The sequence below is a fragment of the Hungatella sp. genome, assembly GCF_046966825.1.
In genome coordinates, this window is the sequence record NZ_JBKVCZ010000041.1 from 1 (window position 1) to 15,573 (window position 15,573).

At 51.1% G+C, this 15,573-nt stretch carries 12 protein-coding genes; 1 reads left to right on the forward strand and 11 read right to left on the reverse strand.

All coding sequences use genetic code 11. The features are described from left to right. Positions 1-62 precede the first annotated feature (62 nt). The 9 genes from treR to ACLTD4_RS14465 form a co-directional block, all read right to left on the reverse strand. Positions 63-776 carry a trehalose operon repressor gene (gene treR, locus ACLTD4_RS14425; RefSeq protein ID WP_117622660.1) on the reverse strand — a complete coding sequence of 238 codons (714 nt, stop codon included), beginning with the start codon at positions 774-776 and terminating at the stop codon, positions 63-65. A gap of 153 nt (positions 777-929) precedes the next feature. Beyond that, complete coding sequence (locus tag ACLTD4_RS14430; RefSeq protein ID WP_412331388.1) at positions 930-1,658, reverse strand: hypothetical protein; 729 nt, start codon at positions 1,656-1,658, stop codon at positions 930-932. Further along, positions 1,619-2,119, reverse strand: a complete 501-nt coding sequence (locus tag ACLTD4_RS14435) for a hypothetical protein (RefSeq protein ID WP_412331389.1) — start codon at positions 2,117-2,119, stop codon at positions 1,619-1,621. Before ACLTD4_RS14435 ends, ACLTD4_RS14430 begins: the two co-directional genes overlap by 40 nt. Before the next feature lie 281 nt (positions 2,120-2,400). Next, on the reverse strand, positions 2,401-2,856 hold the full coding sequence (locus ACLTD4_RS14440) for a YhcH/YjgK/YiaL family protein (RefSeq protein WP_117622658.1): 456 nt from the start codon (positions 2,854-2,856) through the stop codon (positions 2,401-2,403). After that, positions 2,850-3,638 (reverse strand): hypothetical protein, encoded by a 789-nt coding sequence (locus ACLTD4_RS14445; RefSeq protein ID WP_117622657.1) that lies wholly within the window; start codon positions 3,636-3,638, stop codon positions 2,850-2,852. Before ACLTD4_RS14445 ends, ACLTD4_RS14440 begins: the two co-directional genes overlap by 7 nt. A gap of 176 nt (positions 3,639-3,814) precedes the next feature. Beyond that, complete coding sequence (locus ACLTD4_RS14450) at positions 3,815-5,944, reverse strand: hydantoinase/oxoprolinase family protein (protein WP_055656694.1); 2,130 nt, start codon at positions 5,942-5,944, stop codon at positions 3,815-3,817. Positions 5,945-5,963: 19 nt separating this feature from the next. Beyond that, positions 5,964-7,310, reverse strand: coding sequence for a hypothetical protein (locus ACLTD4_RS14455; RefSeq protein ID WP_002604500.1), 1,347 nt, complete (start codon positions 7,308-7,310; stop codon positions 5,964-5,966). A 44-nt stretch (positions 7,311-7,354) separates the two neighbouring features. Further along, positions 7,355-8,362 (reverse strand): 3-dehydro-L-gulonate 2-dehydrogenase, encoded by a 1,008-nt coding sequence (gene yiaK / locus ACLTD4_RS14460; protein WP_002604501.1) that lies wholly within the window; start codon positions 8,360-8,362, stop codon positions 7,355-7,357. 569 nt (positions 8,363-8,931) lie between these two features. Continuing rightward, positions 8,932-9,924: a LacI family DNA-binding transcriptional regulator gene (locus ACLTD4_RS14465; protein ID WP_038258855.1), complete on the reverse strand. Its 993-nt coding sequence runs from the start codon at positions 9,922-9,924 to the stop codon at positions 8,932-8,934. A gap of 261 nt (positions 9,925-10,185) precedes the next feature. Here ACLTD4_RS14465 and ACLTD4_RS14470 point away from each other — a divergent pair, with 261 nt between their 5' ends. Next, positions 10,186-11,481 (forward strand): HD-GYP domain-containing protein, encoded by a 1,296-nt coding sequence (locus ACLTD4_RS14470; protein WP_117622655.1) that lies wholly within the window; start codon positions 10,186-10,188, stop codon positions 11,479-11,481. A gap of 45 nt (positions 11,482-11,526) precedes the next feature. Here ACLTD4_RS14470 and ACLTD4_RS14475 read toward each other — a convergent pair whose 3' ends face one another. Both ACLTD4_RS14475 and ACLTD4_RS14480 read right to left on the reverse strand, forming a co-directional pair. After that, positions 11,527-12,570, reverse strand: a complete 1,044-nt coding sequence (locus tag ACLTD4_RS14475; RefSeq protein ID WP_117622654.1) for a ribonucleotide-diphosphate reductase subunit beta — start codon at positions 12,568-12,570, stop codon at positions 11,527-11,529. A gap of 53 nt (positions 12,571-12,623) precedes the next feature. Further along, positions 12,624-15,155 (reverse strand): ribonucleoside-diphosphate reductase subunit alpha, encoded by a 2,532-nt coding sequence (locus ACLTD4_RS14480; RefSeq protein ID WP_055656928.1) that lies wholly within the window; start codon positions 15,153-15,155, stop codon positions 12,624-12,626. Between the last annotated feature and the right edge of the window lie 418 nt (positions 15,156-15,573).

The window sequence follows — 15,573 nt, forward strand, 5'->3', positions numbered from 1 at the left end:
CGGCCTCCGTCCCCTTCCTGCTCTCCTCAAGCTCTTTGGCGTAGCATTCGCCAAACCATTATTTACAGCTTTCGCCTCGCAAAGTCCACAAACTTAAACTTATCCGGGCGGTGGCGGGACTCCGTAAACTGGAACAGCGTGGAATCTTCCAGATACGTATAGCTCTTTACCACAACGATCATATCGTAGTTCTTTATATCCAAAAGGCGGCGGTCTTCATCTCCCGCCATCTGTACCGTAATCTCCTTCATGGCGAAACCGATCTTTAAGCCCACCTCCTGCTCCAGATACTCATAGACGGAATCCTGGGCCGCCCGAAGCGGAAGATTATCCACCACCTTTCTGGAGAAATAATCCTTATCGATGATGATCTTTTCCCCCTCTATCTCCCTGACCCGCTCCAGAACAAATGCTTCGTCCTCGGGGCCGATCTGCAGGGCCTCCATCAGCTTCGGGTCATTCTTAACGATCTCTAAATTTTCCACGTACGTTTTTGGCTTCGAATCGGAGAAACGGTATATCTCCTTGAAGCTGGCGATCTCCGACACCGGGAAGTTAAATTTATTCTTGTCCAGAACGACCGCAGGCTTCCCCTTCGCCTTTCTGATAAATCCGTCCTGTACCAGCAGGTCCAGCGCCTTTCTGACCGTATCGCGGGACGCGCCGTACAATTCCATCAAATCGCCTTCGGAAGGAAGCTTGTCCCCTGCCTTATATTCCCGCTTTTCAATCTGAGCCTGCAGCTGGTTGTAAAGATGTTTGTATTTACTCTCCATAATTGACCTCACTTTATTCGAATCAAGAAACTACAGCGAACCAAAACCATATAACTCCTGTATGTATTTTAACATATACGTACAGCTTAGTCAACGCAAAATAAAGATACAAAACAGCACTCCTCCGCGTAATAACAGAAAAAAGGTTCGTCGTTAAAACGAACCTCCATCCGAAATTACCACGTCAGAAGCGTCAATGGATCCTTCTCCGCCTCCGTCACCACCCATGGAACCGATACCGCTTCCGATCCCACCGACCCCCGGAAGCTCCTGCGCCGCCCGCTCCTCTTCCCAGCTCCGGTGCTTACCCGTCCCCAGAATATAGCAGGTGTCTGCAAGGCCTTCCCGTACAAGACTGTAATCGGCCCCATACCTGGCGGCCCTTCTCTTCTTCATCTCCAGCCTGATCTGCAGAACCTTCTTTTCCTTTCGTGCCTTCTCCGCATGCTTCTTTTGAAGCTTCAGGCTGCTTTCCCGGTCCAGCCGCCGGATCTTTCTGCTTCCTCTTGCCAGAAGCTTCTGGAGAGAGCGGATCGCCCTGTCGGCCTTCGTCCTCTCCTCCTCGTCTCCGAAGCAGGCCGCCAGCCTTAGATTTCCGATGCTCCGGTGAACGTCTCCCAGCACCTTCTGTACCTGGCCCTTTGTCCCCGCTCTGGCAAGGCTCCCATAATGACCGCTGGTCGCATAGGAACTTACTGAGGCCTTTTTTACATTTATTTCTGATTCCAGCTTCTGCTTTTCCCGACTGCCCGGAAAGCCGGTAATGCCTGATGTGCCATCTTTCTGACCGGACTTCTGCTTTCCTGCTGCCGGCACTGCCCACGTCTTTTTACCGGCTGCGTCTAAACACGCGCCCTCGCTCGCGTTGGCGCTTCCACCCATCGCCAGTCCGCACTCCGTCTCCTTAGAACAGCCTTACATCGTTCATATTCTCCGGCATCCCGCCCCATCCGCTTCAGGAAATCCGTGGTGACGACCAGAAAACGCCCTTTTCCCAGCGAAGCCGCCAACTGTTTTAAGTCGCGGACCTCCTCCCGGTCCCGGATCAGAATCGTCACACCCGGATAATCTTTTTCCAGAACACGCAGATAGTCAAGCACCGCTTCTTCCGAAACCGGCCCTCTGTCCTCGGCCCCAAACGCCACCGTGTCAGAAGTTCCGGCCCGCACTGCCTCTTTCGCCGCGTTTCCGCCGTACGTGATACTCTTACCGCCTCTTACCTCAGCCGCGCCCTGACTTCCCATAGGATACGGCAGTCCATTTTCCGTTTCCGGAATCCCCGTTTTACCGGTTCCCGGCCGCCAGGTGATTCGGCTGGCCGCCCCCATTTTCACACCCTCCACCTCCAGCTCCCTTCCGGCGGCTGAAACCGCCCAAATGCCGTGTCTGTCTGAGAAAATAGTATCACACCGGGGTGGTAAAATCAATGTTGATATTCTGCATCATTTATAGAGCAGAGAGTCCGGCTTGCCGGACTCGCACGCCCGAGTGCGGTCGCTTCAGCGGCCATATTTCTTTAGCGCGCAGTACGCAGGCCCCGGAAAAGCAACATACAGAAGACTGCCTGTACCGGTATTTCACCGATGGCAGGCAGTCTTCTGTATGTTGTTTCTCACATCATCATCTACACTCTGACCTTAATCACAATCTTCTTCACATAGCATGCCTCTTTTGCCTGGCATCTCGGCTTATGTGCGTCCTCCGGAGCCACGACGATGCAGTCTCCCGCCTTTAACAGGACCGTACCCGCTTCCTCGGGTTCGCAGAAAAACACGATGTCATTCGTCTCATCATAAGGAGCCTCTTCCGTCAGATCCGCACGTTTCGCATAGCCGAACTGTTCCTCGCCTTCCACCACATACTGGATATCGAAATATCGGTTGTGCGCTTCGAACTTACACGTATCCGCCTTCAGAGAAGTGTATTCCTGAACGCTGGCGTAAATGTCATCGCCGTCAATATCCACTCTCCCAACGGCCAGCGCCTTCAGATCCGTAGTCCGTAAAAATTCATAGCCCCTGCGGAATTTCTCAGCCAGATAGTCGTATTTCTCCACTACATTCAAATTACCTGTCAGCATGTCTCTTCCTCAACTTTCCCGCCGTTCTCTCCGGCGATTTCCATGATTTCCTCAAAAAGAGCCGTAGCCGCCGCCCCATGATATCCATACATCAGAAGAACATCGAGCACGTAGGGAGAAAACGGAAGCTTAAGCAGTTCCTCTGCAAACGCCATACCGGCCATCTCACCGAGACAGACGAGACGGGACTTATTGGAAAATGGTTTCCGCCACAGCTCCACTCTCTCCGTCTTCGTATAGATGACATCCTCCTTCTTGAACTCCACCGCATGGAAGATCTCATGGGCCAGAAGTATATCGAAAATCTTCACATCTCCCAGGAGATCCGCGAGGCCTTCCGAAGCCGCCAGCGCTTCCGCCTTTTCAACCGCGTCCATAAATATGGTTACCTCGTCCGGTTCCACATACTGTGCAAAAGTAACCTGGCCACCGCCCACAGGTGTATCGGGAGTCGTCACTTGCAGCTTCATAGAGGCCGCTGCGGATTTTGCCAGACTGTCCGGCACTTCCAATACGACTTCTGCCGCCGCCAGCGCCGCCTCTTCTCTCCCGCAGGCTTCCGCCTTTCTCTGGTACTGAAGCTTCTGCTCCCGGTCAAATTTGCCCTCCAGCGGCTCTCTCGACCAGGCGTAAAGCCCCCAGGCTTCCCGGTCCAGTGAGAGAAGGCGTTCCATCATCGGACGAAGCGGAAGCACCTTCCCCGTATCTCCCAGACCCAGATCAGGCATTTCAGCCTTTCCGAACAGACTGCCCGCCAAACGTTTTGCACCATTTAAAGCCACAGCGCACTCCCCTTTCTTCTATATAAATAATATCAGAGACCAGTACTGCATTGCATAAGTTTCAGTGAATGCAGTACTGACTCACCGGACTCTGCGCCGGAGTGTACTCCTGGCAGGAGGCATTTCCTGTAACAGGAGCACTTACCAGTACCGGAAACAGCTCTTTCTCTTCTATTCTACAACTGATTCTTCGCGCCGACAATAATAATATCATCGGAAGAGTCGATCATCTGCATTTCCACATCCATCAACATCAGAATCTGTTCCAGTTCTCCGGATCCGTTAAAGTCCATGACCCGCGCGCCGACACAGAGATAGTAGTCCGGCCGCAGAATGGCGTCCGCCTTAAATATGGCCAACTCTTCCCACATCTTCGATACAATGCTCCGATATGAGGACGCTTTCGTCAGAACGACTTCGCCATCGGTTCTCTGGACCTTGATAAAGCCTTTCTTATCCAGAATGCGAAGCGGATTTCTGCCCTTTCCTTCCATATTATAAACGTAGAAGCTGGCCGTCTGGCCGACGAGCCGGACATCGGCAGGATTGGCCCGCAAGTCTTCCGCCGCCAGAGTCCGCGCCTCTTCCTCCGTGCATTCTTTTAATAAGTCGGTAGTCTTCACTTCCGTGGAGCCCAGCGCAATGGCGGTAAGCTTGGAAGTTTGAGGGTCGATTTCGATGTGAACCTCCACGGAATCCGGCGCCGCACCACTCTCCACCGCCTTGTCAACAGCTTCACGCTTGATGCTTCTGATGTCCTCCGGTGTCGGACTGGGAACCACGCGTTCTACCACATCCCGAACCATGGCCAGCGCCACGCCGATCGAGGAAATGACTTCCGCATTTTCCGGAACGCTGTACTTAATATTCATTTTATCCGCACAGAATCCGATCAGTGACGTCGCGCCGCCGCCTACGCCAACCAGGGAAATCTGGTCGTGCTCCAAATGGTATTTCGCCGCCAGATCCAGGATGATCGGTTCAATCTTCTCGTACGCCCTGGTAAGAATCTGTCTCGCCACATCTTCCACCGTAACACCTAAGTAATCCGCAATCGGCTGCATCGCCTTTCTGGCTGCGTTTACATTTCCATGGGAGAAATCCTTCTCCGTTACCAGCCCCAGTACGTTAGCCGCGCAGCTGTTGGTGATCGTCACCCTTTTGCCGCTCTTTAAGCGGATCGCCACATAGTCATCCGGATCCCCCTCCTTGGGAGAGAAAAATTCCAGCTTCGGTTCCACGATCTCATCCTCGTCGGTAAATACCGCATAATCCAGCCCCGCAATATGAGCGGAACGCGGTCCCACATCGTGAACCCCGGTCTTGTTCACACGGATCATGCTGCCCCCGGCCACACCGAGCACGCGCACATCCAGAGAACTGATATAGGTTCTGTGTCCGCCGACGATGGAGTAATCGATGGCAGGACGCCCATTTTTAATGACACCGATATTGGTCGTCGTACCGCCCACTTCAAAATACACTCCGTTGGAGGCGCGCAAGTACATAAGCGATCCCATGACGCTGGCGGCAGGTCCCGACAGCATGGTCAGAACCGGGCGCTTCTTCATCTCATTGATTTCCATAACGCCGCCGTCTCCGCGCATGATCATCAGCGGAACCTCCACGCCGGCCTCACGGACGCTGCTCTCGGTGCTGTTGGCAGTGTTCAGCATTTTCGGCAGAATACTAGCGTTGATTGCGGCCGTTCTCGTTCTCCTCGTCAGTCCGTAAAGCTTCGTGATGTCGGAGGCCAGTGTCGTCTCAAATCCCATCTCGTCATGGGCAATCTCATAGACGAACTGCTCTCCCGCGATGTCATCCACGCCGTAGGCATCCGACGCAACCATAACCTGGGCGCCTTCCGCTTTTAATTCCTCCACAGCCTTTCTCACGGTATCCTCATCCACTTCGTCATCCTTTAAATACCGGTTTTTGATAACAATCTTTCTGCCGGATCCTAAATCGATATCCTTCAGCTTCGTCTGAGCGCGGGAGAGAACGCCCTCCATGCCCTTCGGCCCCATGCCGACCACTCCGACAGTCGCCACATCGCCCTCAATCAGAGCGTTGGTAGCCTGGGTGGTGCTGTGCGCCACGAAAATCACGTCCTCCGGAGCGATATCATTTTCCCTTAAGCAGTTCTGAAACGCGGCTACAACACCGGCCGCCACACCACTCACATCGTCATGTGTCGTCTTAACGGAAGATTTTCCGATAATCTCATGTGTCGCATTGTCAATGGCTACCGCCTTCGTATGGGTTCCGCCTACGTCAATGCCCATTCTCACTAATCTTTTTCCCATGATAATTTACTCCTTTTCGTTAACCGAACATCACAAATGTGACAATCTGTAAGATCACGCAGATAATCCAGCCGCATACGACGCTCATCTTTAAGAAATCCCTGGTGGAAACCTTGGCATAGCTGATTCCCCATACGATCCAAGACTGCGTGATACAGCAGGAAACGTTCATGACCGTCGTAGACGCAATCATGAGAGGCGCCAGAAATGCGGTGGAAAATCCGATTCCCTTTAAAATCCCCAGCGTGGCCGCGCCGCATCCGTATAAGGTAAACGGTCCGCGAAACAGCCCGAGCGGTGCCAGAGCACAGAAAATAATGGTGATAAACAGGGTGCTGTGAGGAATTACATTGCCCAGCAGCGCGTTAAAATACGGGATACACAGTTCGGCCGCCTTGTTAAACATGGGTACCATGAGCAGGAAGCCCACCAGCGGAGCGGTATCGACAACGCCGTCGAAAAAGTCTTTATTAAAGGTACGGCAGGCCGTACGGAAATTCTTAAGCTTCCCGCAGACAAAGAGCGCATAGAAACCGCCGATCAGGAATCCCATGATGATCGGAACCTTGAACACGATCAGCAGGAACACCGGAATAAACGGGGTAAGAAGGGATTTTCCCGGGGCGAAATCCATTTTCTGTCTGATTGGCCGTCTGGCCGCCCAGGAGTGAACCGTCTTTTTCTTTCTCATGCAGAAGAGCACAAGGCAGATGGTGAAAATCAGCTGAACCGCCAGGGCAATTCCGCCCCAACGCACATACTCTTCGTAAGGATATGTAGTTCTCCCCTCCGCATCGAGAAAAAATGCGGTATACTGTCCAAACAGGACCGGATTTAAGAACATACCGGCGCCGATGCTCAGCATAAAGGATACGACAGACAGCACCTTCGGAATCCCAAGAGACATCAGAATCGGAAGGATAATCACACCGATCGCCACAACCGCTCCTGCTCCAAACAGAGAGGAGAAAATCGCTGTGGTCACGATACATAAAAGAATACAGGTAACGGCCGGCTTATCACCGCCCAGCTCCGTGGTCTTTCGGATCAGCGTGGAGGCAATTCCAGTCTCTAAGAGCACGCGTCCAAACCAGGCGCCGAATACGACGTTGACCAGAACGGTCCCCCAGCCTTCCGGGCCGCTCTGAAATACTTTTGAGAATGCCTGGATCCATGTGATACCGACGTTCTCCGCATTAGCCGCAACAAATGCCGGATTCGTCGGAAATGTATTGCCGATCATGGGGAGTACGGTCCAGAGAATTGCCATGACCAGCATACCCATCATTAAGTTTCCGCCTTTCGCGGCATAGAATGCCAGGCCGAAAAATGATACCAGAATCAGAATTCCTATGATATATTCCATTGATTTTTCTCTCCCTCTCTACCATTCTTTCCGGGTGACCCCTTCTAGCGTTCCAAAGAATTCAACGTCTCCCACACCTCTTCGATAACCGGAATTCCGTTCTTCGTGTTGTCATCTCTCGTCTTCAGTTCCAGCTCGCCAGGGTAGAACACCTCCCCGCCCTCTGCCGCAGGCTCCGAGGCCTTGATATCCGCCAGAATCTCATCCACAATGCGGTCTGTTTCCTCAGTCGTGTTAAACTTGGACGGATCCATGGCGATCATCACCTGGGATAAGCCTACCTCGTCGCCGAAGGTCCCGATCTTCTTAACGGAATTCTCGCTGGTTAAAACCGTTGCGATCAGATCCAGGGCAATCGAGATTCCGCTTCCCTTCCAGTAGCCCATCGGAAGCACTCTCCATGTCTTTTCAATCTCCGCGGGATCCGTGGTGATATTTCCATTGGTGTCGTAGCCGCCCGGTACCGGAAGCTGCTGGCCCTTCAGCCTCGCCTCCTCGATCTTGCCGTAAGAGAACTGGGATACGGCACAGTCGATGACCGCGTGCTTACCGCTGCTTCTCGGAATCGCCATAATGAGTGGATTGTTGCCGATCTTTCTGTCTTTACCGCCCCAGGCCGGCATATTCGGCATGGTATTAGACCAGCAGATTCCGATGCATCCCTGGTCAGCAGCCTGCCATCCGTAGCTGCCGCCGCGCATCCAGTGGTTGTTATTGCCCAGCGCCACGACGCCCACACCGTTTAATTTCGCCAGTTCACAGGCACGATCCATGGCAAGCTTTGCATTTAACGGACCGAATCCACGGTGTCCGTTCCACCGCTCAATAGCTCCCATAGCCGATTCGCATGTCGCAATAGCCGACGGATCGATCTCTCCTTTGTCCAGATAGCTGACCACTCTCGGAAAACGGTTTACACCGTGGGAATACACACCGTCGAGACTGTTTTTTGCAAACACCGTCGCCGCGTCCAGTGCATGAGTCTCGGAAAACCCTCTGCTCATCAAAATTCCCTGGAACTTCTTTAATAAATCCTCATACTGCACTCTCATGATTTTTCTCTCCTTTAATCTGGCCTCCGCCGGTGGGGGACTGACGGAAGAACTTGTTTTCTTCTCAATTACCTGTCCTGTCTTCGTTACTGCTCTTTACTTTTTAGATCTCTTTTTCAATTCTTGAGAAAGCGCTTTCTTATAGTCTCATTATAGCATTCGAGACTGTCTTGTCAATATGTCTTGTAATAAACTCTTAATTTTAGTTAATAATGCATATTTATCCGTATAATTTTTTGTTAAAAGGTTACATCGTTTTGCATTTATGTAAAAGCGTTTTCACGTTTAAATATAAAAAAAGAAGAGTTTATTTGATTTTAGTGTCCAAATAAACTCTTTTATATTGAGAAAGCGTTTTTACATAATCATAATTTTATGATCCTTTTTTTGATTTTGTTTTCTCGATTCTGTTTTCTCGATCCTGTTTTCCCGATCCTATTTTCCCGATCCTGTTTTCTCGATTCTATTTTCCCGATCCTGTTTTCTCGATTCTATTTTCCCGATCCTGTTTTCCCGATCCTGTTTTCCCGATCCTGTTTTCCCGATCCTGTTTTCCCAATTCTGTTTTCTCACTGTGTAGTCCCGCGTATCAATAATTCTGGCTGTATAGCCACATTGGATAAGGCTTTCCGGCCTTCCAGAACATCCTTTAAAAGCTGGGCGCACATATCTCCCAGAAGTTCAGGCTTATTATCCAGCGTCGTCAGTTCCGGCTCACAGATCAGAGAATCAGGAGAATTGTTGCAGCCGGTCACCGCGATATCCTCGGGCACCCGGAAGCCTTTCTTTTTCAGCCCCTTCATCACCCCGATAGCGGTAATATCTTCACCGCACACAATCCCTGTAAACGGGATGCCGAGCTGGCAGATCTCCTCTGCCGCCTCTAGACCGCCTTCCAGGCCGTACCGGCAGTGCACCACATTCTTTTCGGCTCCGGCGATATCGTGCAGCTTCATGGCTTCCAGAAATCCCTGACATTTCGCCCGGCTGCTCTCTGTCTCCAGGTCATAGAGATAGAGCAGATCCCTGTGTCCTTTCTCATAGAGATAATCGACGACGGAGCGGATCCCTTTCATATCGTCCACCATAACGGAATAGAAATCCGGCTGTTTCACCTGTCCATTGGCGACCACCACAGGAATCCCCTTAATCCTGGCCGTCATCTCCGGGTAATGAATCAGCTCATTAAAGACAGATCCGATCAGCACAATTCCATCCACCTGTTTTTCGGAAAGGATCTCGAAATACCGGCCGCATTCGCTGATCGAACCGCCCGTATTACAGACGGTCACATTATACCCCTCATTGCTGAAAATCTGTTCAATCACGTAAACCATTCTGGCGTAGTGGGTCACCCTGACATCCACAGTCAGAATCGCAATACTCTTCATCGTCTTCGACACCATCCCACGCGCAATGGCGCTGGGTTTATAGTCGTACTTCTTAAGCACCTCCTCCACCCGCTGTCTGATTTCCGGATTTACATTCCCTTTATTATTCAGTACCCGTGATACAGTGGAGATCGATGTCTTCGCCTCCGCCGCAATATCGTAGATATTCATAGTCTGCATCCCCTCTCTGAAAGCCCTTTCTCCATTTATTGTAAATGATTTTTCCTGATTTGTCACGATGATTTGCGAATTTATCAAAAGAACAGAATCCGTCTACGGTTCGGGCGTCATTCTCACTCTGCGAACCTCCCGTAACGCACGGAACCTCCTTTCACATTTTGCTGTAAAATTCCCATACATAAGCATGACATTTTCCCCCATTTATGTTACACTTAAATTTACCATCAAACACGAAAACTGGAGAACAAAATTATGCAGTATACAGGTTCCATTGACAACCGGGGAATACTGGAAATTATCCGTCGTTCCTGCAGCTATGTGGACGCCCGCCTGATGAATCACGGCTACAGGGTGGCCTATATTGTATCTGAAATGTTAAAGCCATATTTCCATGAAGACGCCCGGAAGATACGGGACGTCTGTTTTCTGACCCTTCTTCACGACATCGGCGCCTACAAGACCGATGAGATTTCAAAGATGCTGCAGTTTGACACCAATGATGTTCTGGCCCACTCCGTCTATGGCTATCTGTTCATCAAATACTTTTCTCCGCTCAAAAAGCTTTCCGGAGCTATTCTTCTGCATCACGCTACCTGGCAGGTTCTGGAGCATTCGGAGGTATTTCCGGAAGGAATCCGGCTTCTTGCACAGGTCATTCATGTGGCCGACCGCATCGACGTCGCCATGGAGGTGCAGCACCTGACATGGGAAGAAACCGCGGCTCTCCTGAAGAAAGGAAGCGGAACAAAATTCTCGCCCGTTATTGCCGATCTTGCCCTCGCCTGCGATTTCCACACACCGTTCGAAGGCGACACGGACGCAGAATCGCTATTTTTTCAGTTGTTTTCCGAGATTCCCCTCACACAGGACGAAATCACGGATTACTTAAAGATGCTTATCTTCACCATTGATTTCCGAAGCCGCCACACGGTTACCCATACCATCACCACCACGACCATCAGCGCCGAACTGGCGAAACGCATGGGGATGAACGAGGAGGAATGCAACCAGATCATCTGCGGTTCCATGCTTCATGACTTGGGAAAAATCGGCATTCCGGTGGAAATCCTGGAGTATCCGGGCAAATTGAGCCCCCAGGCCATGAATATCATGCGCACCCACGTGGACATCACTGAGAAAATTTTCGGAGACGTCATCGAGGATACGGTCAAATCGCTCGCCCTCCGTCACCATGAAAAGCTCGACGGCTCCGGTTACCCGAGAGGCCTGGCCGCCGCCGACTTAAGCACCGGAGAACGGATCGTGGCCATCGCCGATATCATCAGCGCCCTTTCCGGCACGAGAAGCTACAAGACCGCATTTTCCAAAGACAAAATATGCACGATTATCACAGAAATGAAGGACGCAGGTCTGATCGACGCCGCTATTGTGGAGCTCATGATTTCCGACTACGATGAGATCATGGAGGAGACCCGAATTCAGTGCCAGCCGATTCTCGATATCTACGTTCTCATACAAAAGGATTTTGACCGGATTTCCCAGGCCATGACCGTGGATGACATCGCGGGCATGAAGGCAGTTTTCTAAAACTGCCCTCATGCCCGCTTCTTCTTTAAAGATCATCTGCCAGATTTAAAGATCATCTACCAGAGCGCTGCTCTTCGCATAAGCCGTACTTCTGGCCTCAAAGAAATCCGTCTTTATCATGTTGGCATTGCTGTACTGGGATACCCAGGCCATACTCTCCGGTTCCTTTTCATGCCCCTCATAAATCGGGTCAAAGCCAAGGCTGAAACACCGCAGGTTGCCAAGATACTGAATATAGTCCGTTATCATATCTTTCGTCAGTCCCGGCACCTTGTCTCCGATGGCGTAATGGCCCCAGGCGATCTCCTGGCGGCATCCCTCTTTAATCATCTCTCGGTATACATCCACGCGTTCGGGGGTAAAGAGCTCCGGCTCCTCATTTTTGAGTTCCAGAATCATGTTGCGGAACAGCCATAAATGAGTGTTCTCATCGCGGTTGATATACCGGATCTCCTGTGCGGATCCCGGCATCTTGTGGTTCCTGCCAAGGTTATAGAAGAACATAAATCCGCTGTAGAAGTAAACCCCTTCAAGGATGAAATTGGCTACCACGGTCTTCATAAATGTAAACGGGCTCTTGTCCTTCTGAAATTCATTATAAAGATTTCCAATAAAGGTATTTCTGGCAAGCAGATGCTCATCGTTTTTCCACTGGTAGAGCACCTCGTTCCTGGTCTGCGGCTCGCAGATGGTATCCAGCATATAGCTGTAGCTCTGGCTGTGGACCGCCTCCTGGAAGGTCTGGATGGACAGGCATAAGTTGATTTCATTGGCCGTAATATATTCGCCGATGGCCGGTAAATTGGCGGTCTGGATGCTGTCCAGGAATACGAGGAATGACAGAATCTTGTCATAGGCCCTCCGCTCCCCGGCGTCCAGCATAGGATAGTCCTTTACATCAGGGCCCAGGTTGATCTCCTCCGGCACCCAGAAATTGTTCATGGCCTGCCGGTACCAGTCGCTCACCCAGGTGTATTTCATATTGTTAAAATCGTTGAGATTCGTTGTATTGCCGCCTATCATACGGCGGTTTCTGACGTCGGTATCGCCGTTCGGATTGAATAACGGCTTTCTGGTTAATTGTTCCATGGTCTTTCCTTTCCTCTTTTACAGCTTGCTGCATGATATTTCCGCGGCCGCATTTAGCTGGAGCATACCTCGCACTCTTCTACTTCCAGGCTTCTGGAGCGGATATAATAAATGGTTTTTACGCCGCACTCCCAGGCCAGTACATAAAGGTTCAGCACCTGCCTTAAGGTGTATTCGTTGGTGATATAGAGATTCATGCTCTGCGCCTGGTCCACATGGCGCTGCCGGATTCCCCCCGCCCGGACGGACCACTGCTGGTCAATGTAGTGGGCGTTCTTGTACTGCCAGAATGTCTCGGGAGATAAATCCGGAGCCACCCGCGGCACCAGTCCATTCTTCTTTTCCTCCAGGTAATACCGGTTCATGATCGGGTCCAGGCCGGCCGTCGTTCCCGCCAGCATACTGGTGCTGCTCGTCGGCGCAATGGCGATCAGCCATCCGTTTCTCATGCCGTTTGCCGCCGTCTTTTCCTTCAGCCGGAGCCACTCTTCCGAATGGTAGTTCCGTTTTTCAAAATAGGCGCCCGTCTGCCAGTCGCTTCCTTCAAACAGCTCATAGCGGCCCTTTTCCCCGGCATAGTCACAGCTTGCCTCAATCGCCGCGTAATTAATCCATTCAAACACCCGGTCGGTAAATGCCAAATGCTCCTCCGATTCCCAGGAAATTCCGTTTTTCGCCAGCATATGGTGGTAACCGCTGATCCCCAGTCCGATGGGGCGGTACCGCATGTTGTTGATTTTGGCGTATGGAACCGGGAAAAAGTTTAAGTCGATGACATTGTCCAGCGCACGCACTGCGTACCGTGTCAGCTCGGTAACCTCTTTCCGGTCCGTCACATCGATCTTCCCGAGAGAGAGGCTGGCCAGATTACATACCACGAAATCGCCGGGCTTTGTCACTGTCACCACCACCGTTTCGCCGTCCACCGTTTCGATGCGCTGCTCCATCTGTTCCACCGGACTCATATTCTGTGCAATTTCCGTACAGAGATTGCTGCAGTAAATGATGCCCTTATGGCTGTTGGGATTTGCCTCATTAACCAGGTCCCGGTTAAAGGTAAATGGAGTTCCCGTCTCCACCGCACTCTTTAAAATCAGGCGGACCAGTTCTTTTACCGGAATCACCCGCTTATGAATCCTGTGATCAGCGACACAGTCCCGATAGCGTTCCTCCCATTCCTGTCCATAGGAATCTTCCAGCGAATAGCCCTTTACCGTGAGAATCTCATGAGGACACATCAGGTACCAGTCCGCGTCGATATTCTCCTTTGCCAGCTTCCAGAACAGGTTCGGATAACAGACCGCCGGAAATACGTCGTGTGCCTTCATACGGTCGTCCCCATTGTTAGTACGCAGTGCCAGGAATTCCGGAAGGTCCTTATGCCACGCATCCAGATATACGGCGACGGCTCCCTGGCGAACGCCCAGCTGATCTACCGCCACCGCGGTATCATTGGCCAGCTTGATCCAGCGGATCACGCCCCCGGCTGCGCCCTTAAAGCCGCGGATTGCACTTCCTGCTGCCCTGACCTTGCCGAAATACAGTCCCATACCACCGCCGAACTTGCTAACCTTGGCAAAGCTGTCAATGCTGCGGTAAATGCCATCCAGGCTGTCCGGCACCGTGTCGATAAAACAGGAGGAAAGCTGATGATACGGCTTTCTCGCGTTGGAAAGGGTCGGCGTCGCCATGGTAACCTTAAGCGTACTCAGCATATCGTAAAAACGCCTCACCCATTCCAGCCGGTCGTTCTTCTCCAGCATGGCCAGATGCAGGGCGATGCCCAGAAACATCTCCTGCGGGGACTCTAACGGAACATTCTCCCGGCTGCGGATCACATATCTGGAAAGAAGCAGCTCCAGTCCGGAATACGTAAAAAGCTGATCCCGCGTTTCGTCGAGGAAGCCCTCACACGTCTCGATCTCCTCCCTGGTGTAATGTTCCAGAATATAGTCGCCGTAAAGCCGTTCCCCTGTCAGAAAATACAGCTTATCGTAAAAGCTTCTGATCTGATACTTCGCCTCCATGGATCTTAAGTTCTTTCTGAAGCGGACCATCAAAAGACGGGCCGCAATGTACTCCCAGTCCGGCGCTTCCTGGGTGGTAAGCTCCACAGCGGCCTGGATTAAGGCAGCCAGCTTCTCCGCTTCCGTCATCCCCTGTTTATAGAAAGCCGAAAATTTCATAAACAGGTGCTCCAGCCGGTACGCCGTGCCGGTCCATTTTTTCTGAATCTCCTTTAAGACGGCCTCCATATCAGGAACATCGTTAAAATACCGGACCAGATCCTGCCTCACACTGCGTTCCTTACTCCGCTCATTCCGATAAAGAATAAAGCTCTTAAGCGCCTCGTAGCAGCCGGCTTCCATCAGAGACTGTTCCACCATGTCCTGAATCTGCTCCACGCTGAGAGGACTTCCGTCCCTCACCGCACCGTCCACTTTCTCATTCACCAGACCCATGATCCTGTCCATCCGCGCCTCGCCAGGCTCCTGATTCACACTGGCAAACGCACACAGGATGGCACTCTTTATCTTCCCGCACTCGTATGATTCCGGCTGACCGTTTCTTTTTCTGATATCCATTTCTTTTACCGCCATTCTCCAAAGTTTAATTGTCATTTTTCATTCATCAAGCAATCAGTATTAATAACTGTTATTAATGCCGTCACTAAAAGATAATACCACAAGATGTAGTTTATTACAAGATTGTGATCGCAAAATATTTGATTTTTTTACCTTTTGTAATACAACAGATCAATACATGCAAAACTGATGGCCAACCCGAAATCTGATCTTATTACACGGGCGAAAAAGCGCTTTTATTCTATTATAAACAGAATTCCGGCTTGGAATCAAGCGGCAATGAATCAGATGGTGATGAGTATGAATATGAGACCTTTTCCTGCGGGATCAGCACGAAAAAAATAACGTGGAAATGCCGATTAAAAAGATAAGAGGAATCGGCATTCCCACGTTGAAATTATTTTCTTTGTCGGCTGTA

Excerpts from the sequence above, each read along its gene's own strand:
- treR (WP_117622660.1), bottom strand. The coding sequence starts at position 776 with ATGGAGAGTAAATACAAACATCTTTACAACCAGCTGCAGGCTCAGATT.
- ACLTD4_RS14430 (WP_412331388.1), bottom strand. The coding sequence starts at position 1,658 with ATGGGTGGAAGCGCCAACGCGAGCGAGGGCGCGTGTTTAGACGCAGCC.
- ACLTD4_RS14440 (WP_117622658.1), bottom strand. The coding sequence starts at position 2,856 with ATGCTGACAGGTAATTTGAATGTAGTGGAGAAATACGACTATCTGGCT.
- ACLTD4_RS14450 (WP_055656694.1), bottom strand. The coding sequence starts at position 5,944 with ATGGGAAAAAGATTAGTGAGAATGGGCATTGACGTAGGCGGAACCCAT.
- ACLTD4_RS14455 (WP_002604500.1), bottom strand. The coding sequence starts at position 7,310 with ATGGAATATATCATAGGAATTCTGATTCTGGTATCATTTTTCGGCCTG.
- yiaK (WP_002604501.1), bottom strand. The coding sequence starts at position 8,362 with ATGAGAGTGCAGTATGAGGATTTATTAAAGAAGTTCCAGGGAATTTTG.
- ACLTD4_RS14465 (WP_038258855.1), bottom strand. The coding sequence starts at position 9,924 with ATGAATATCTACGATATTGCGGCGGAGGCGAAGACATCGATCTCCACT.
- ACLTD4_RS14470 (WP_117622655.1), top strand. The coding sequence starts at position 10,186 with ATGCAGTATACAGGTTCCATTGACAACCGGGGAATACTGGAAATTATC.
- ACLTD4_RS14475 (WP_117622654.1), bottom strand. The coding sequence starts at position 12,570 with ATGGAACAATTAACCAGAAAGCCGTTATTCAATCCGAACGGCGATACC.
- ACLTD4_RS14480 (WP_055656928.1), bottom strand. The coding sequence starts at position 15,155 with ATGGATATCAGAAAAAGAAACGGTCAGCCGGAATCATACGAGTGCGGG.